Source organism: Halomonas alkalicola (assembly GCF_030704205.1).
In the GTDB taxonomy this organism is placed as follows: domain Bacteria; phylum Pseudomonadota; class Gammaproteobacteria; order Pseudomonadales; family Halomonadaceae; genus Halomonas; species Halomonas alkalicola.
This window is the reverse complement of record NZ_CP131913.1, coordinates 724,010-741,019: the sequence shown is the minus strand read 5'-3', so window position 1 is coordinate 741,019 and position 17,010 is coordinate 724,010. Positions and strand designations below refer to the sequence as shown.

Sequence of the window (17,010 nt, the reverse complement as noted above, 5' to 3'; positions counted from 1 at the left end):
GCAAAAGGGCAGCCCTGGTGGCTGCCCTTTATGGCACTGTCTGTTTTTTTGGTACCACAGCAGAGCGCAGCCCGACCCGATGGATCGGGCTATGAGTGCTCTTTGTGCTGCTATCATCCCCGCATCTGCGGGGAAAACACTCGATAAGGGTGAAACCACCCTGTCCGTGCCGTTCATCCCCGCGTCTGCGGGAGTCCTGCTGCAGGGACGGTTCGATGATACCTCAGATTGCACCGTGGGTCCGGCCTCATCAGGTCAAAAGAACGTCCCCCATGCGGTATCAGGCATGGGCTTTTGATCGCTCCTGCCGCTAGTTGCCGCTTCACCCGGCCAGGTGGTCTGGGCTTCGCGGTAATCCTTCAGGAAGCGAGGCGGTATCGCGCCGAGTGACTGGGCGTGCTGTCGCAGCCCCTCGCCGGCGGGTGCTCCCCTGGGCGAGGGGAAGCGTGGGTCGAGGATAACCACATGTACGTCGTCATCGGGGTGGCGAATTCCGCGCCCGAGGCCCTGGCGCAGCTTGTGGGTCGCCCGTATGCCGCCTTGCTTGAGCAGGATCTGCCGGGCCAGTTTGCTGGCTTCCTCCCGTGAACGACTGCCGCGGCGCATGAACTGCTGTTCCAGCAGGGCCTGGAGCACGGGGTCCGGCGTGGGGTGGGGCAGGCGCAGGATGACCAGGTGATCCCAGAAGGCCCGGTCACCGCGAGTCGGCGACAGCCCCTCCCATCCTGAAGGGGTCACCAGCACGGCGTCCTCGTCCAGCGCCTCGGCGATCTGGTTGAGGTTCGCGCCGGGGGCGTGGGTCGTAAGCCTTGCGTCTTCTTCTGGCCAGGCATGGCGGATTGCCTCCACGTCCGAGTAGGCGTTGGCCAGCACCAGGACGCGGCCCGAGAGCGAGCGGATGCGCCGAGTGGCTATGGCGCAGAAGGTTGGGGAGAGCGCATAGCGCCCCGCCTCCGGCTGCCACAGTGGCGGGGGCATGTCGTCCGGCAAGGTGAAGCGCATCCTGCCGAAGCGCAGGGCGGGGTGGCTCGCCTTGAGGCCCAGGCGGGTGTCCGCCGTGCCCAACTGCAGGCGGCCCCGCAGATAGTCGAAGCTGGGGGCTTCTCCCAGGGCGTGCTGCATATCGGAGAGCGTGGCCGAGGTCAGGATGGTGCAGCGTGAAGCGGCGCCTGACTTGAGGCACCGCCCGGCGGCGGGCTCCTGAGCCACGAGGCTGGGCAGCCCTATGACGGGGGAGTGCGATACCAACAGGGGGCTGTCGGGGGAGTCCTTCAGGCGCATGGTCATCAGGTCGGCCTGCGCCATGAGCCGGTGCCACTCCGCAGCGAGGGTACTACTCACGGCGTCCAGATTGGGCTTGGCACGGCGCAGCGTCTGGAAGGCCGCCACCAGCTGCTCACGTTGTGGAGCGGAGAGCGGCAATGCCCGCCCGGCATGGGACGGCGTCGTCCAGCCGTTCAGCAGCTCCTGCCACGCGTGTGCTGCCCGTATCCCCAACTGGTCCAGCAGCGCGTGGCTGGCCCGCAGCGACAGCTGCTCAGACAGAATCGATTCGGCGGCGTCCGGGAAGCGGCCGGCCTCATCCAGCAGCAGCGCATAGGGCGTCTGGGCACCGGTGATGCTCCCCTCGGTGACCAGATCCAGAGCCAGCAGGGCGTGGTTGATGATCAGGATGTCGTGGGACTGGGTGGCCTGAAAGTGCTCTTCAAGGGCTCGGGGTAGTGGTTCCTGGGGCAGCAGGCAGATATCGGCCAGGGTGACGCCTTCGGGCAGGGCGTCCGTCTCCAGGTCGAGCAGGCAGCCGGGCGTCTCCAGGGCCCACTGGGCCAGCGTGCGCTCCTCGTCCCGCCGAGAGCGGTCCTTGGCGACCGTGGCCAGCTCCGGCGCGCCCAGCGACCTTGCCAGGCGTTCGGGGGAGACATAGTTGCCGCGCCCCATACGCAGGCCCACCCTCAGTGAAGGCAGGCCCTCCAGAGCCAGGTACTCGGCGATCAGCTCGAGATGTTCGGGGTCCAGCAACTGGCGCTGCAGCGCCCGGGTGTGGGTGGCGACGATGGCGCGTCGGCCGATGTCCTGGTTTCGGCCCTTGTCCTTGTGTTTTCTCTTGCCACGGGCCACCCAGTCCGCCAACGCCAGCGAGTAGGCCAGCGACTTGCCGATGCCGGTATCCCCCTCGATGAAGTGCAGCTTGCCGGGCTGGGCCAGGGCGCCGGTCATGGAGCCGGCATAGGCCATCTGCACCGGGTTGGCCTGGTAGCCGGCCCTCTGGGGTAGCCGCTCGGCGAGAAACGCCTGCACGCGGTTTGCCGTCCGGGTGCTGGTCATGCGTCACCGCCATGCGTCACCGGCATCAGGAGCCCCAGGCCATAGCCGCGCTTGCGTGAGACTCCCTTGAGCCACGCCTCGGCGGCCAGCATCGGGTCGGTGACGCGCAGCCGCGCCTGGCAGTGGGCCACGCCGATCAGGCGCTCCCCTTTGCCCGGCAGGCGGAAGACGCCATGCCGATGCACCGCGATCTCTCCGCATGCCGCCCAGCCGTGGCGGTGTATCTTGTCGCGGCAATTCTCTGGCCACTCTTCGATACCGGGCTGGTAACGCTGGCCCCGGGGCTTGCCGGCGGCGCGGCCCTGCTGGGGCGAGGCCAGCAGCCGGCTGCGGGAGGGCAGGTGTAGCCAGGAGAGCGTCAGCTCCGCACCCTCGCTCAGGTCCACGCTGCGTAGCGAAGATCTGGCCTTGGCCCCGTCGAACGCCATAGGGGAGCGAATCAGGTAGACATCCATGGGCAGGCTGGGGTGCGGCTGCACGCGAAACAGGAAGGGGCGTGGGTCGCCGTCCTGAAGCTCAGTGGCACCCTGGCTGAAGAGCCGCCAGGCGGTCCTGTGGTGATCGTCCAGGCTCAGGTGGCCCCGGGTGGGCGTGGCCTGGGGCACCATGGCCATAGCCTCATGGTAATGAACGATCACGGGGCCTCCTCCAGAAACGCCGGATCAGCGCTGATTCTCGGGATGAGGGAGCGCATCATGGCGGGCAGTTCCAGGCGGTCGTGGGGGTTGATGGGCAGGGCGCCCAGCAGCGCCTGGGGGTCCGGCACCTTCTTGAGCCAGGTCGCCATGTCGTCGGAGAGCGATTCCAGCGGTGCCCCCTGGGCGGCCTGGCGGATGGGCGTCCAGAAGCTCGGCTTGAGCCCCTGGTCGGCGATGCCCTGCCGGCACAGCTCCCGGGCGGTAGCGGCATGGGCCAGCAGGTCCCGGGCGAACGGCCCCTTCTCGCTGTTGCACCACAGCTCCGAGAGCGAGTGGGTCAGGCTCAGGCCCTGCATCAGGGCGTCGGGCTTGCGTCCCCACAGGTCGATGTAGAGAAAGCCTCGCTCGACCTCGATCTGATCGCCGTAGATCAGCTCCAGCAGGATATCCAGCGGCCTTACCCCGGGGCCGATTTCATGGATCTGCCCCCGCTGACCATAGATGCCGGGGCCGTATTTCGTCACGAACGCCTTGGGAAGCGCGAGGTGCAGCGTTCCCTCATGGGTCACGATGCCGCCCGAGCCTGCCAGCATGCCCAGCTTGCCGGGGGTGGGTATCCGGCTCTTGCCCCGGTAGGACTCGATGCCCAGGGCGTTGGGTGCCGAGATGCGCGGGGTGTAGCAGGTGCTGCACAGGTACTCGACGGCGGTAGGCGGGGAGTACCGGTAGGTAAAGGCCTGGTCGGGGTCTTCTACCTCGTTCCAGCCGCGCTGGCAGTAGCCGCAGGCGAGGGAGGTGGGCGTTACCGGCCCGGCTTCGTTGTCCTCCCGCACGACGTGGGTCGCAGCATGAAACAGCGCATACGGATTCAGGTGAAAGGCGCCGAGGGAGTGGGCGCTCGGGCTGAGTGGAGTCTCAGGCGCTGGGTCATCGAAGAGAAACGGAAGGGTGCCCTGCAACGCGCTTTCGGCGCCCTTGGTGTTACGGCTGGGCTTTTGCTGTCGGTTTGTCCGGGGCTTAGCCATGGTGCAGCGCCTCCTTGAGCACGCGGGGCGGGCGCAGCACCGGCTGGTCATCACCGCCCGGCACCAGGGCGAGATGGTCGACCACGGGGGGGTAGGGTTGCTCGGCATGCGCATGACCCTTGTCGGTTGCCCAGGGCCGCCAACGCCAACGCCCATCATCGTCCGGCAGGCTCTCGATGCTCTCCACGGAGAAAAGGCCACAGCCATGGGCGTGCTCGCGCCCGATGCCGCTCAGCAGCGTCAGCAGTTCCGCGCAGCGCATGGCGTCGCCGACGCCGTAGAACAGGGCGTAGGGGGCGAGCAGGGCAGGGTGCTCGCTCAGGCGTGGGGCGGTCGGCCCTCCATCCACCGTGATGCGTTTGCGGATCGGCGGTGAGACCTCGCTGAAGGGCAGTCGTCTGATCGCCGTGGGGAAGGGCACGCTTTCGGCCACCAGCCCTGACTGAGGCGTTGTGCCAAACACAAGCTGTGAGCCTCGAAGGCCGCGCAGTTCGGCATCCCACGCCAGCGGAATGTCACTGGCCTGGATCGGGGTGTCCCAGTCCAGGCGCAGGTTGCGCACGGCCTCGGCTAGCAGCACATCGAGCCGGGGTGCGGCGCGGGGCAGGATCAGCGGCGTGTGCAGCTTGAGCCGCAGGCAGAAGGTATCGCCGGCCATGCTTACCGGCCCCGCGGCGCTTTCTGCATCGCCTGCTCCAGCAGGTAGCACGAGAGATCCTGGGTCGGGATTGCGGCCCGGAATGCCTCTCGGGCTGCTTCCAGGGCATCACCAATCAGCTGGATGCCCAGCTCGTCCAGCGCGACCTCGCCGATCTCCTCGGCCTGCAGGCTGCCGGCGTCGCGGCGATAGACCGTCCAGCGCGCCTCGAGGGTGCCGCCGGCCCCCTGGTGCCCGCCGATCACCGGATGGCGAGAGAAGACGATCAGGGTCTCCAGTAGCAGGCCGAGCGACGCCTCAGACACGTTGCGCAGCTTCAGGGTGGAGGAGAGGGTGCTGCCCGGCGCGATCGCTTCATACCCCTCGATGGGGTGCTTGATCGAGTTCTCGGCGCCCTTGCGATTCTCGCGCAGTTCCTTGATCTCGGCTTCAAGGCGTTCGACCTGCTTCCACAGCTGGCTCTTCTGCTCACGGTCGTCCGTCTTGCGGTACTGGGCCTTGAGCTGCTTGATCTCGGCCTGGAGGGGGGCGATATCCGCCATCGACGCCGAGGCGCTGGCTATCATGTCGCGGAGTGCCGCCTGGTCCTCCTCGGAGAGCCACTCCACCAGCGAGGGGTCGCGCTCGAACTGGTCATGGCGGGTGCCCTGGCCCGCCTGCATCACATTGCCGGCAGCGGTGCGCAGCGGGCTCACGCTGAGCTGCCCGGCCAGCCGCCAGCGGCCGAACATGTCGAGGATCAGGTTGGTCTCGCGCAGGCGCTGCTCGGCGGCAGGGTCGTAGTATTTGCCCGCCTCGTTGTTCACCTCGCGGGTGGTGTCCACGCCTTCCCCGAGCATATAGAGCGTCTGGAGGCTCAACGCCTCGTTCACCTGCTCCTTCGCGACCCGCAGCGCGGCCTTGCGCAGCGGACCGCGCAGGGTGCCACTGTTGAGAAACACCTCCCCGTGCGGGGTGCGGGGCAGCCTGCCATCCAGGCCCACATAGGTGACGGAGAGGGGCGCGGTGGCGGTGATCTCGCCGCGAAGGAGGTACTGGTGCTTTTGGGCTGGCATCGCGTTCGGGCTCTCCTGGGCTGTGGGGCTTGGCTGCAAGCTGTGGCTGCTGGCCCCGATGGTAGCGCATCTCGGCGCTTAACAAAGCCGGCAAGGCCGCGGAGGGGAGGCAGCCTAGCTCAAGCCGGGCGATGAGTCGGTGGCCGTGCCCATGCTATGGCGACTCGCCGCCGGTAGATGCCGCGTGCCGAGCGCTGCGACACGCCGTGAGCGAAGACCGTAAAAAATAGCTCACACAAGGTGAGCTCGGCCTTGCAGAATTACAAACCGTAACTTAGAGTAACTGGCAGGAGCCGCACCCGATGCGGTTCCGTGGAGAGCAGGCAGCGCGGCAGCGCTCGACTGCCTGGCTTGGGCACATCCGCAGGGGGCAGACCACTGCCGGGGCGGACACGAATTCAAGGGGCACAGCCATGAGCACGGTAAAAGAGATGAACGAGTTGAACAGAAAGACGCAGCGCAACAGGGAGCAGGGCGGTTTTACCCTGATCGAACTGATGATCGTGGTGGCGATTATCGGTGTTTTGGCAGCGGTTGCAATTCCGCGCTACCAAGATTACGTGGCCAAATCTCAGCTTACTCGAGCTTACAGTGAACTCTCTAGTCTTCGTACGGGATTAGAGGACAGGCTCACAAGAGGCCTAACTGAAGCTCAAGCAGGTGATCTGACTGTGAATGACATAGGTTGGACTGGTTCAAATATGTTTACTGAGATCCCCGCAGGGGAAGATTCTACGCAGGATCCTGCTGTTGACAATCCATTGCTGAAAGCTAACGCTGATGGGTCGGCTACAATTGCTGGGGTGTTGAATGGCGATGTCTCTTCCAGGTTGAATAATGTTGCTGTGGAATTGACAAGAAATGCTGACAATGCTACCGGTAATCCTGGTGCTTGGAGTTGTTCAATTAGCGGAATTGCTGAAGACGATTTTGATAATTTGGCCCCGGCGGCATGTACCAGAGATGCTGGATGATCTGACTCATTGTGGCTAGGCGAACTGCTGGTGGCTCCTCATTGCCTACCACTTATCTAGCTTGAAACAGCACCCAGCGGCCGGCAGAGATGTCGGCCGCTGGCGTTATGGCCAGCCTCTGACGGCATTCTGACCACCTTCGCTTTGGGTCTCGACGGCCTCCTCCACTGACTGCTCACCAAGTCCACCTGGCTGCGCCCTGCTCGAGACCTTGGCAACCCCCTGATCGTCGTTTAATCGAAGAGCGTCGGCCAAGCCAGCCTCTGACGACAACCCGCCCTTTCTCGCTGTACAATACGCCCAACCTAGATTCTCGCGCTCGCTCGGGACCCTGCCCAGCGTTGTACATGGGTGCGTACATGAACCGGATTCTGATGCATGTCTAACAGCGAAAACCGTAGCAAAATCAGTCATATACGGAACTTCTCGATCATCGCCCACATCGACCACGGCAAGTCGACCCTGGCCGACCGTCTGATCCAGAGCTGTGGCGGGCTGTCCGAGCGCGAGCTGAAGGAGCAGGTACTCGACTCCATGGACCTCGAGCGCGAGCGCGGCATCACCATCAAGGCCCAGTCGGTGACCCTGGACTACCACGCCCAGGACGGCAACACCTACCAGCTCAACTTCATCGATACCCCGGGGCACGTGGACTTCTCCTACGAGGTCTCGCGCTCTCTCTACGCCTGTGAAGGGGCGCTGCTGGTGGTGGACGCCGCCCAGGGCGTCGAGGCGCAGTCGGTGGCCAACTGCTACACCGCCATCGAGCAGGGGCTCGAGGTGCTGCCGGTGCTCAACAAGATGGACCTGCCCCAGGCAGACCCCGACAAGGTCGCCCACGAGATCGAGGAGATCATCGGGCTGGATGCCACCGATGCCTGCCAGGTCTCGGCCAAGAGCGGCCTGGGCATCGATGCCCTGCTGGAGCGTCTGGTGCGCGACATTCCGCCGCCCAAGGGGGACCCCGACGCCCCGCTGCAGGCGCTGATCATCGACTCCTGGTTCGACAACTACCTGGGCGTGGTCTCCCTGGTGCGGATCTTCGACGGCACCCTGAAGAAGGGCGAGAAGATCCGCATCAAGTCCACCGGCCGCGACTGGCAGGCCAACGAGGTGGGCATCTTCACCCCGCTGCGCCGCGAGACGGGGATCCTGCGTGCCGGCGAGGTGGGCTTCGTGGTGGCCGGCATCAAGGAGATCCAGGGCGCGCCGGTGGGGGATACCATCACTCACGCCAAGACGCCTGACGTCGAGCGCCTGCCCGGCTTCCAGAAGGTCAAGCCCCAGGTCTACGCCGGCATGTTCCCGGTCAGTGCCGACGACTACGAGGATTTCCGCGACGCCCTGGAGAAGCTGGCGCTCAACGACGCCTCCCTGGAGTACGAGCCCGAGAACTCCGACGCCCTGGGCTTCGGCTTCCGGGTCGGCTTCCTCGGCACCCTGCACATGGAGATCATCCAGGAGCGCCTCGAGCGCGAGTACAACCTGGACCTCTTGACCACGGCGCCCACGGTGGTCTACGAGCTGGCGCTGAAGAACGGCGACGTCATCTACGTTTCCAACCCCTCCAAGCTGCCCGACATGGCCGACGTGGAGGAGATGCGCGAGCCCATCGTGCGCGCCAGCATCCTGGTGCCCCAGGAGTTCGTCGGCAACGTCATCGCCGAGTGCGAGAATCGCCGCGGCACCCAGAAGGACATGCAGTTCCTCGGCAGCCAGATCCAGCTGGTCTACGAGCTGCCGATGTCCGAGGTGGTGATGGACTTCTTCGATCGCCTGAAGTCGATCTCCCGGGGCTATGCCTCCCTCGACTACGGCTTCGAGCGCTTCCAGGCGGCCAAGCTGGTGCGCCTGGACGTGCTGATCAATGGCGACAAGGTCGACGCCCTGGCGGTGATCATCCACCGCGACCACGCCCACGGCCGTGGCCGGCTGCTGGTCGAGAAGATGAAGGAGCTGATTCCGCGCCAGATGTTCGACGTGGCGATCCAGGCGGCCATCGGTGGCCAGGTGGTGGCCCGCTCCACGGTCAAGGCGCTGCGCAAAAACGTCACCGCGAAGTGCTACGGTGGCGACGTCAGCCGCAAGAAGAAGCTGCTCGAGAAGCAGAAGGCGGGCAAGAAGCGCATGAAGCAGGTCGGCCGGGTGGAGATTCCCCAGGACGCCTTCCTCGCCGTGCTCAAGGTCAATGACTGATTTCAACCGCTAGGAACGCATACCCCCATGGATTTCTCCCTGCTGCTGGTGGTGGCCGTGGCCATCACCGGCCTGATCTGGCTGCTTGATCTCGCCTGGTGGCGCCCCGCCCGTCGTCGCGCTGCGGCCAACGCCGAGGCCGGCACCACCGAGGGACTCGACCCCGTCGCCCGCGAGAAGGTGCTCAAGGAGCCCTGGCCGGTGGACTACTCGCGCTCCTTCTTCCCGGTGCTGCTGGTGGTGCTGGTGCTGCGCAGCTTCGTGGTGGAGCCCTTCCAGATCCCCTCGGGCTCCATGCGCCCGACCCTGGAGGTGGGCGATTTCATCCTGGTCAACAAGTTCACCTACGGCCTGCGCCTGCCGGTGGTGCACACCCGCATCGTCGAGTTCAACGAGCCGGCGCGCGGCGACGTCATGGTGTTTCGCTTCCCCAACGAGCCGGCGGTGAACTTCATCAAGCGGGTCGTCGGCCTGCCGGGCGATACGGTGCGCTACGAGGGCAAGCAGCTCTACGTGAACGGCGAGCCGGTGCCCAAGCGGCTGCTGGAGGAGGGCCCCGCCGGCGCGCCGGGCGAGCTGTTGCTGGCCGAGCGGCTGGGCGGTGTCGAACACCGGATCTACAATAACCCCCGAGACCCGGGCCCGCAGATGCGTGAGCTGGTGGTGCCGGAAGGCCACTACTTCACCCTGGGCGATAACCGCGACCACTCCAACGACAGCCGCTACTGGGGCTTCGTGCCGGAGGAGAACATCGTCGGCCGGGCGTTTGCGGTATGGATGCACTGGGACGGCGGCCTGCCCAGCTTCAGCAGCGTACGACGCATCCAGTGAGCCTCCATGCCACCGGCGGCAAGGGCCGTCGTGCGCGGGCCGCCTCGACGCCGACAAGACATCAGACAACAGGATATCCGTGAGCAACTCCCTCAACGCCTTCAGCCGACGCCTCGGCCACGCCTTCAGGGATCCCGCCCTGCTGGAACTGGCCATGACCCACCGCAGCGTCGGCGGGCAGAACAACGAACGCCTCGAGTTCCTCGGCGATTCCATTGTCAACTTCGTGATCGCTGAGGCGCTGTTCCGGCGCTTCCCGGACGCCCGCGAAGGGCAGCTCTCGCGCCTGCGTGCGCGCCTGGTCAAGGGCCAGACCCTGGCCGAGCTGGCCCGCGAGATGGGCTTCGGCGAGCACCTGCGTCTCGGCTCCGGCGAGATGAAGAGCGGCGGCCATCGCCGCGAGTCGATCCTGGCCGATGCCGTGGAGGCGGTGATCGGCGCCATCTACCTGGATGCCGGCATGGAGGCGGTGCGCGGTCGCGTGCTCTCCTGGTATGCACCGCGGCTGGAGAGCACCAGCCTGCAGGATACCCAGAAGGATCCCAAGACGCGCCTGCAGGAGTTCCTGCAGTCCCGCCAGGTGCCGCTGCCCCGCTACGAGGTGGTCAACGTGGAGGGCGAGGCCCACGCCCAGACCTTCACCGTGGAGTGCCACGTGGAGATGCTCGATCAGCACACCTCCGGCGAGGGGGCCAGTCGGCGCCACGCCGAGCAGCAGGCCGCCGAGAAGGCCCTGGCCCTGCTGGAACCCGTCAGGGCCAACGCACAGGGAGCACGACCATGACCCAGACCTGCGGCTTCGTGGCCATCGTCGGTCGCCCCAACGTCGGCAAGTCGACGCTGATGAACCGGATCCTCGGCCAGAAGATCTCGATCACCTCGCGGCGTCCCCAGACCACCCGCCACCAGGTGATGGGGATCAAGACCGAAGGGGAGGCGCAGTTCATCTACGTCGATACCCCCGGCATCCATATCATGGCCAAGGATCGCAACAAGGCGATCAACCGCTTCATGAACCAGGCGGCGACCCAGGCCCTGCGCGATGTGGACTGCGTGGTGTTCATCATCGACCGCACCCGCTGGAGCGACGAGGACCAGATCGTGCTGCAGCGCCTCGAGCACGTCACGGCGCCGGTGATCCTCGCGGTCAACAAGGTCGACCGGCTGCAGGACAAGGCGAGCCTGCTGCCCTGGCTCGAGGAGGTCGGCGCCCGGCGCGACTTCGCCGCCATCGTGCCGATCTCCGCCAAGCACGGCACCAACGTGCCGGAGCTTGAGGCCGAGGTGGCCAGGCACCTGCCCGAGAGCGTGCATTTCTTCCCCGAGGATCAGGTCACCGACAAGAGCCAGCGCTTCCTGGCGGCGGAGCTGGTACGCGAGAAGGTGATGCGCCAGCTCGGCGACGAGCTGCCCTACCAGATGACCGTGGAGATCGAGGAGTTCCGCGACGAGGGGCGGGTGGTGCATATCAGTGCCCTGATCCTGGTGGAGCGCCAGGGGCAGAAGAAGATCCTGATCGGCGAGAACGGCGAGCGCATCAAGAGCATCGGCCGCGAGGCGCGCCTCGACATGGAGCGCGCCTTCGGTGCCAAGGTGATGCTCAACCTCTGGGTCAAGGTGAAGCGCGGCTGGTCTGACGACGAGCGGGCGCTGAAGAGCCTGGGCTACAACCTCGACTGAGGCGCCATGACGCCTGAACCGGCCTTTCTGCTGCACCGGCGCCCTTACCGGGAGACCAGCGCCCTGGTGGAGCTGCTGACCCTGCACCACGGGCGGGTGCGAGCGGTGGCCCAGGGGGTGCAGCGCCCCGGTTCGCGCTCCCGGGGGCGCCTGCAGCCCTTCGCGCCGCTCTACCTCACCTGGACGGGGGGGGGCGAGCTCAAGCGCCTGCGCCTGATCGAGAGCCGCGGGTCCGCGGCGCTGCTGGCTGGCGAGGGGTTGCTCTGCGGGCTCTACGCCAACGAGCTGCTCACCCGCACCCTGCCGGTGGAGCTGCCGGTGGCCGAGGTGTTCGCCTTCTACACGGCGCTGCTCGAGGCCCTGCCCAGGCCGGATGCCCGCGCCGCGGGCCTGCGTCGCCTCGAGGTGGCGCTGCTCGAGGCCTTGGACGCCCTGCCGCGTTTCACCACCCCGGACGGCGGCGAACTGGACCCCCAGTCGCGCTATGTGCTGGATGCGGCCAGCCGTGCCTTTCGCCCCGGCAAGCCGGGCCTGGATGGGCGTACCCTGCGCCTGCTGGCGGCCGGGGACTGGGACGCCCCGGGGCTCGCGGGCCCCGCCAAGGCGGTCACCCGGGCGGCGCTGGCGCCGCTGCTGGGCGCACGCCCCTTGCGCTCCCGGGAGCTGATGGCCCAGCTTGCCCAGCGCCGCCGGGCTGGGTCACACTGAACACCTCCTGACTTCCCGCCTATTCAAGGATCGTGCCATGCATCCCCCCCGACTCCTGCTCGGCGTCAATATCGACCATATCGCTACCCTGCGTCAGGCCCGCGGTACCCGCTACCCCGACCCGGTCCAGGCGGCGCTGCTGGCCGAGGAGGCCGGCGCCGATGGCATCACCGTGCATCTGCGTGAGGATCGCCGGCACATCCAGGAGCGCGATGTGCGCCTGCTGGCCGAGGTGCTCAACACCCGCATGAACCTGGAGATGGCGGTCACCGAGGCGATGATCCGCCTGGCCGAGGAGGTCCGCCCGGCCCACGTCTGCCTGGTGCCCGAAAAGCGCGAGGAGCTGACCACTGAGGGCGGCCTGGACGTGGTGGGGGGGGGCTGCGGCGGCGATCCAGGCCGCCTGCCAGCGCCTGGCCGCGGCCGGCTGCGAGGTGTCGCTGTTCATCGACCCCGAGCCGTCACAGATCGAGGCCGCCGCCCGGGCCGGCGCCCCGGTGATCGAGCTGCACACCGGCGCCTATGCCGAGGTGACCGGCGAGGCGGCGGTCAAGGAGCATGCGCGGCTCGCGGCGGCCGTGGAGATGGCGCTGGAGCTGGGGCTCACCGTCAACGCCGGCCACGGCCTGAACTACCATAACGTGGAGGCCATCGCCGCCATTCCCGGCCTGCACGAGCTCAACATCGGCCATGCGATCATCGCCCGTGCGCTCTTCGTCGGGCTCAAGGAGGCGGTGGCCGAGATGAAGCGCCTGGCCATCGCCGGCCAGGAGGCGGGCTTCGTGGCCTCGCTGGAGGAGCACGACCATGACCCTCACCACGATCATCAGCACTGAGCCATGATCCTCGGCATCGGCACCGATATCGCCAGGGTCGAGCGCTTCGAGCGGGCGCAGGCGCGGCACGGCGAGCGTCTGGCGCTGCGGCTGCTGGGCGAGCTGGAGCGCGAGCGCCTGGCGGGCCATCCGGCGCCGGCGGCCTTCCTGGCCAAGCGCTTCGCCGCCAAGGAGGCCTTCGTCAAGGCGCTGGGGACCGGCCTGCGGCTGGGCATGCGCTGGACCGAGATCCAGGTCACCAACGATGCCCTAGGCCGGCCCTCACTGCTGCTGTCGGGCAAGGCCCACGAGATGGCGCTGGCCGCCGGGGTGCGGGCGACCCACCTGTCGATCAGCGACGAGGAGGCCCTGGCGATCGCCTTCGTGGTCCTGGAAGGTTAGCTGTCGTCGGGTCTGGCCTGCGGCTTCGCCCAGGCGCGCAGGTCCGCCATGGCGGCGAAGAGGTCGTCCATCAGTGGTATCACCGCCTCCCGGCCACGGGTGCGCAGCCGGGTCTCCAGGGACTCGGCGATCAGCCCCAGCCGCGGGGCCCCGCAGTAGCGGCAGGCCCCGTTGAGGGCGTGGATGCCGTCCAGCAGCGCCTCATCGTCGCCCTCGTCCAGGGCGCGGCGCAGGGCGGCCTCATTGTCGTCGAGTCCCTCCGCCAGGCGCTCCAGCAGCTCCCTGGCAAGCGCCACCCGCCCCCCCGCCAGCCGTGCGCCGAGCTCCAGGTCCACCGTGGGCAGCTCGCCGTCATCGGCGATCAGCACGGGCGCCTCCTCCCGCGCTGGCGAGGCGGCCTCGTCGCCCTCCGGCAGCGTGACATCCAGATGCCGGCGCAGGGCGCTGCGCAGCTCTCCGGCGTCCACCGGCTTCACCAGCACATCATCCAGCCCGCTGGCCAGCAGCCGGCGGCGCTCCTCCTCCAGCACGTGGGCGGTGACCGCCACCACCGGGGTGGTGCGCCAGGGGCCGCCCAGGCGGCGCAGCGCCCGAGTGGCGGCCACGCCGTCCATGCCGGGCATGCGGATATCCATCAGCACCAGGTCGAAGGGGTGCTTTCGTGCCAGGGCCAGGGCCTCCTCGCCGCTGGCGGCCAGGCTGACCTCGATGCCGGGGCCTGCCACCAGCTCACGCAGCAGCAGACGATTCGACTCGGTGTCATCCACCGCCAGCAGGCGCAGCACAGAGGGGGGCGGCAGCCCCCGCGGGGCGGCCTGTGTCGAACCCTCGCCTGCGTCCAGGAAGCCCGCCACGGCGTTAGCCAGGGTAGCCCTGGCCACCGGCTTGGCAAGGATCTCGCCGCCGTGGGGCAGCGGCAGGCTGGGCAGGTCGAGCGGGCTGGCATTGGCCAGCAGCAGCGTCGGGCAGCCCAGCTCGGCCAGTCGGTGCTGCCAGGCCGACGCCTCATCCGGGGTCAGCGGCGTGTGGGGCAGGCTGGCGACCAGCAGGGCCGGGGACGCGTTCTGGGGTGGTGGGGTCGTGTCGTCCAGCGGTTGGGCGCCCCAGCGGGAAAAGAGATGGCGCAGGGCGCGGCGAGTGGCGGGGTGGGGCTCCTCGATCAGGACCCTCTGCCCGTCCAGCTGCAGCTCGGGTGGCCGCTCGCTGAGGTCGCTGCCTTCCAGCGGCAGGGTGAAGGAGAAGGTGGCGCCCTGGCCGGGCTCGCTCTCCACGCCGATCTCGCCGCCCATCTGCTCCACCAGCTGGCGGCAGATGGTCAGCCCCAGCCCGCTGCCGCCGAACTCCCGGGAGTGGCTGGGCTCGGCCTGCTGGAAGGCCTGGAACAGGCGGCGCTGACGCTCCGCGGAGAGGCCGATGCCGGTGTCGGTGACGCTGATCCGCAGGATGACCCGGCCGGGGTCGGCCTGCTCCACCATCACCCGCACCACCACCTCGCCCTGCCGGGTGAACTTCACCGCGTTGTGCACCAGGTTGGTGAGCACCTGCTGGATGCGCATCGGGTCGCCGGTGAGCACGCTGGGCACATCGTCATACACCAGGCCCAGCAGCTGCAGCTCCTTCTGGTGGGCCAGCGGTGCCTGCAGGCCCAGCACCTCGTCCACCAGGGCGACCATGTCCAGCGGCAGCCGCTCGAGTTCCAGGCGCCCGGCCTCGAGCTTGGAGAAGTCGAGCACGTCGTTGACCAGCATCAGCAGGTTGCTGGAGGCGCGCTGGACGTGCTCCAGCCACTCGCGCTGACGGGGCTCCAGCCGCGAGCGGTCAAGCAGGCGGCAGAAGCCGATGATGCCGTTCAGCGGGGTGCGGATCTCGTGGCTCATGTTGGCCAGGAATTCCGACTTGATGCGGTTGGCCTCCACGGCGCGGCGGTGGGCGATGTCCAGTTCGATGCTCTGGACCTCGATGGTCTCCATGGACTCCTCGAGCTCGGCGGTGGCCTGCTCGATCTGGCGCTGCGTCTCCAGGCCCGCCCGGGCAAGGTGGCTGGCCAGGGCGTTGACCCGTTCGGTCAGGCCGGCCAGCTCGCCGGGCGAGGGGGCAAGCTCGGGGGGGCTCTCGCCCTGGGCCAGTCGGGAGAGGGCCTCATCCACGGCTTGCAGGGGAGGGGAGAGACGCCGGTGGGTGGCGAAGGTCAGCCCCCCCAGCAGCAGGGCGGCAATCCCCAGCAGCAGGGCCGTCAGGCCGATCTGGCGATAGTGGCCGAGCAGCAGTCGGCTGGCATCCACGTCGAGCACCAGCCAGGTTGGTTCGGTCCCGGACAGCGGCGCCTGCAGTCGCCATTCGGTGGCCTGCTGTTCGAGGTGCCGGTGGCCGTCGCGCGGCAGGCCGGGCGGCGAGCGCAGCCGGCCCAGCTGAAGCAGCGTCTCGCCTCGGGCATCGATGATGCCGAGTGCGCGAACCTCGTCGAGTTCCAGCAGCCGCGCCGCCGTGGCCTCCCGCTGGAGGGCATCATCGGCGCTGCCCAGCTGGGGCGCGAGCAGGTCGACGGCGTGATCGAGACGAGCCCGCAGCAGCTCGTCGTGGTGCGAGCGGTGCAGCGACAGGGTCGTGGCGGCAATCAGCAGCATCAACAGCCAGGGGACGACCAGGCCGGTCATCAGCAGGCGGAACTTCAGGGACATCGACATCGACAGGCTCTCTGCAGGTGGCAGCCCCCAGTATGACACAGCCGCGGGGGATGCCTGTCCACCCCGGGGTGGCAGGGATATAATGGCTGAAAACCCGTTTCCACAAGGAAGGTTGCATGCATTTTCCCACCCTCGAGGAGGTCGTCGGCAACACGCCCCTGGTCCGCCTCAAGCGCATCACCGCCGGCCGCCGCAACAACAACATCCTGCTGGCCAAGCTGGAGGGCAACAATCCCGCCGGCTCGGTGAAGGATCGCCCGGCCCTCTCCATGCTCGAGCAGGCCGAGGCGCGCGGCGAGATCCGCCCCGGCGACACCCTGGTGGAAGCGACCTCGGGCAATACCGGCATCGCGCTGGCCATGGCGGCCGCCATCAAGGGCTATCGCATGGTGCTGATCATGCCCGAGAACGCCTCCGAGGAGCGTAAGCAGGCCATGGCGGCCTTCGGCGCCGAGCTGATCACCGTCAGCAAGGCGGGCGGCATGGAGGAGGCCCGCGACCTGGCCGAGGCGATGCTGGCCCGCGGCGAGGGCAAACGCCTGGACCAGTTCGCCAACCCTGACAACCCCCTGGCCCACTATCGAGGCACCGGCCCCGAGATCTGGGAGCAGACCGCCGGCACGGTGACTCACTTCATCAGCTCCATGGGCACCACCGGCACCATCATGGGGGTCTCCCAGGCGCTCAAGGAGCGCAACCCCGAGGTGCAGATCATCGGCCTGCAGCCCGAGGACGGGGCCAGCATCGCCGGCATTCGCCGCTGGCCGGCGGAGTACCTGCCGAGCATCTTCAACGCCAGCCGGGTCGACCGGGTGCTGGACATCGGCCAGCACGAGGCGGAGGCGCACATGCGCCGCCTGGCCCGGGAGGAGGGCATCCTGGCCGGGGTCAGCTCCGGCGGTGCCCTGGCCGGCGCCCTGCGCGTCGCCGAGGAGGTGGAGAACGCGGTAATCGTGTTCATCGTCTGCGACCGCGGCGACCGCTACCTTTCCACCGGCCTGTTCGCCCCGGAGGCCTGA

The 17,010-nt window shown here is 67.8% G+C and carries 14 protein-coding genes and 1 pseudogene; 9 read left to right on the top strand and 6 right to left on the bottom strand.

From position 1 onward, the window contains the following. Nucleotides 1-255: 255 nt before the first annotated feature. From B6N23_RS03550 to B6N23_RS03530, 5 genes are all read right to left on the bottom strand, one after another. Nucleotides 256-2,325 carry a helicase C-terminal domain-containing protein gene (locus B6N23_RS03550; RefSeq protein WP_305501903.1) on the bottom strand — a complete coding sequence of 690 codons (2,070 nt, stop codon included), beginning with the start codon at nucleotides 2,323-2,325 and terminating at the stop codon, nucleotides 256-258. After that, nucleotides 2,322-2,963 carry a type I-E CRISPR-associated protein Cas6/Cse3/CasE gene (locus B6N23_RS03545; RefSeq protein WP_305501901.1) on the bottom strand — a complete coding sequence of 214 codons (642 nt, stop codon included), beginning with the start codon at nucleotides 2,961-2,963 and terminating at the stop codon, nucleotides 2,322-2,324. Before B6N23_RS03545 ends, B6N23_RS03550 begins: the two co-directional genes overlap by 4 nt. After that, complete coding sequence (locus B6N23_RS03540) at nucleotides 2,960-3,796, bottom strand: hypothetical protein (protein ID WP_305501898.1); 837 nt, start codon at nucleotides 3,794-3,796, stop codon at nucleotides 2,960-2,962. Before B6N23_RS03540 ends, B6N23_RS03545 begins: the two co-directional genes overlap by 4 nt. A 184-nt stretch (nucleotides 3,797-3,980) precedes the next feature. Beyond that, nucleotides 3,981-4,646, bottom strand: coding sequence for a hypothetical protein (locus B6N23_RS03535; RefSeq protein WP_305501896.1), 666 nt, complete (start codon nucleotides 4,644-4,646; stop codon nucleotides 3,981-3,983). 2 nt (nucleotides 4,647-4,648) lie between these two features. After that, nucleotides 4,649-5,701: a hypothetical protein gene (locus B6N23_RS03530; RefSeq protein WP_305501894.1), complete on the bottom strand. Its 1,053-nt coding sequence runs from the start codon at nucleotides 5,699-5,701 to the stop codon at nucleotides 4,649-4,651. Nucleotides 5,702-6,114: 413 nt separating this feature from the next. Here B6N23_RS03530 and B6N23_RS03525 point away from each other — a divergent pair, with 413 nt between their 5' ends. From B6N23_RS03525 to acpS, 8 genes and pseudogenes are all read left to right on the top strand, one after another. Continuing rightward, the gene (locus tag B6N23_RS03525) at nucleotides 6,115-6,675 is read left to right on the top strand and encodes a pilin (RefSeq protein WP_305501892.1); all 561 of its coding nucleotides are present in this window, start codon (nucleotides 6,115-6,117) and stop codon (nucleotides 6,673-6,675) included. 378 nt (nucleotides 6,676-7,053) lie between these two features. Further along, a complete protein-coding gene (lepA, locus tag B6N23_RS03520; RefSeq protein WP_305501890.1) occupies nucleotides 7,054-8,871 on the top strand; it encodes a translation elongation factor 4 in 1,818 nt (605 codons plus the stop codon). Between the two features lie 27 nt (nucleotides 8,872-8,898). Further along, the gene (gene lepB, locus B6N23_RS03515; RefSeq protein WP_305501888.1) at nucleotides 8,899-9,702 is read left to right on the top strand and encodes a signal peptidase I; all 804 of its coding nucleotides are present in this window, start codon (nucleotides 8,899-8,901) and stop codon (nucleotides 9,700-9,702) included. Nucleotides 9,703-9,781: 79 nt separating this feature from the next. Continuing rightward, the gene (rnc, locus tag B6N23_RS03510) at nucleotides 9,782-10,486 is read left to right on the top strand and encodes a ribonuclease III (protein ID WP_305501886.1); all 705 of its coding nucleotides are present in this window, start codon (nucleotides 9,782-9,784) and stop codon (nucleotides 10,484-10,486) included. Next, a complete protein-coding gene (era, locus tag B6N23_RS03505) occupies nucleotides 10,483-11,382 on the top strand; it encodes a GTPase Era (protein WP_169958035.1) in 900 nt (299 codons plus the stop codon). Before rnc ends, era begins: the two co-directional genes overlap by 4 nt. Before the next feature lie 6 nt (nucleotides 11,383-11,388). Beyond that, nucleotides 11,389-12,090, top strand: coding sequence for a DNA repair protein RecO (gene recO / locus B6N23_RS03500; protein WP_305501883.1), 702 nt, complete (start codon nucleotides 11,389-11,391; stop codon nucleotides 12,088-12,090). 37 nt (nucleotides 12,091-12,127) lie between these two features. Continuing rightward, nucleotides 12,128-12,926 (top strand): annotated as a pseudogene (gene pdxJ / locus B6N23_RS03495) (pyridoxine 5'-phosphate synthase). A gap of 3 nt (nucleotides 12,927-12,929) precedes the next feature. Then, nucleotides 12,930-13,307, top strand: coding sequence for a holo-ACP synthase (gene acpS, locus B6N23_RS03490; RefSeq protein ID WP_305501881.1), 378 nt, complete (start codon nucleotides 12,930-12,932; stop codon nucleotides 13,305-13,307). Here acpS and B6N23_RS03485 read toward each other — a convergent pair. Beyond that, complete coding sequence (locus B6N23_RS03485) at nucleotides 13,304-15,991, bottom strand: ATP-binding protein (protein WP_305501879.1); 2,688 nt, start codon at nucleotides 15,989-15,991, stop codon at nucleotides 13,304-13,306. The two genes, acpS and B6N23_RS03485, sit on opposite strands and share 4 nt — an antisense overlap. 116 nt (nucleotides 15,992-16,107) lie before the next feature. Between B6N23_RS03485 and cysM the strand changes: the two genes are divergently transcribed. Further along, entirely contained in the window at nucleotides 16,108-17,010 is a 903-nt protein-coding gene (gene cysM / locus B6N23_RS03480) for a cysteine synthase CysM (protein WP_305501877.1), read from the top strand.

What these genes read in the sequence shown, in the direction of transcription:
- B6N23_RS03550 (WP_305501903.1), bottom strand. Translation starts at nt 2,325, where the DNA reads ATGACCAGCACCCGGACGGCAAACCGCGTGCAGGCGTTTCTCGCCGAG.
- acpS (WP_305501881.1), top strand. Translation starts at nt 12,930, where the DNA reads ATGATCCTCGGCATCGGCACCGATATCGCCAGGGTCGAGCGCTTCGAG.
- B6N23_RS03485 (WP_305501879.1), bottom strand. Translation starts at nt 15,991, where the DNA reads ATGTCGATGTCCCTGAAGTTCCGCCTGCTGATGACCGGCCTGGTCGTC.
- lepA (WP_305501890.1), top strand. Translation starts at nt 7,054, where the DNA reads ATGTCTAACAGCGAAAACCGTAGCAAAATCAGTCATATACGGAACTTC.
- B6N23_RS03525 (WP_305501892.1), top strand. Translation starts at nt 6,115, where the DNA reads ATGAGCACGGTAAAAGAGATGAACGAGTTGAACAGAAAGACGCAGCGC.
- recO (WP_305501883.1), top strand. Translation starts at nt 11,389, where the DNA reads ATGACGCCTGAACCGGCCTTTCTGCTGCACCGGCGCCCTTACCGGGAG.
- B6N23_RS03535 (WP_305501896.1), bottom strand. Translation starts at nt 4,646, where the DNA reads ATGGCCGGCGATACCTTCTGCCTGCGGCTCAAGCTGCACACGCCGCTG.
- B6N23_RS03530 (WP_305501894.1), bottom strand. Translation starts at nt 5,701, where the DNA reads ATGCCAGCCCAAAAGCACCAGTACCTCCTTCGCGGCGAGATCACCGCC.
- lepB (WP_305501888.1), top strand. Translation starts at nt 8,899, where the DNA reads ATGGATTTCTCCCTGCTGCTGGTGGTGGCCGTGGCCATCACCGGCCTG.
- cysM (WP_305501877.1), top strand. Translation starts at nt 16,108, where the DNA reads ATGCATTTTCCCACCCTCGAGGAGGTCGTCGGCAACACGCCCCTGGTC.
- era (WP_169958035.1), top strand. Translation starts at nt 10,483, where the DNA reads ATGACCCAGACCTGCGGCTTCGTGGCCATCGTCGGTCGCCCCAACGTC.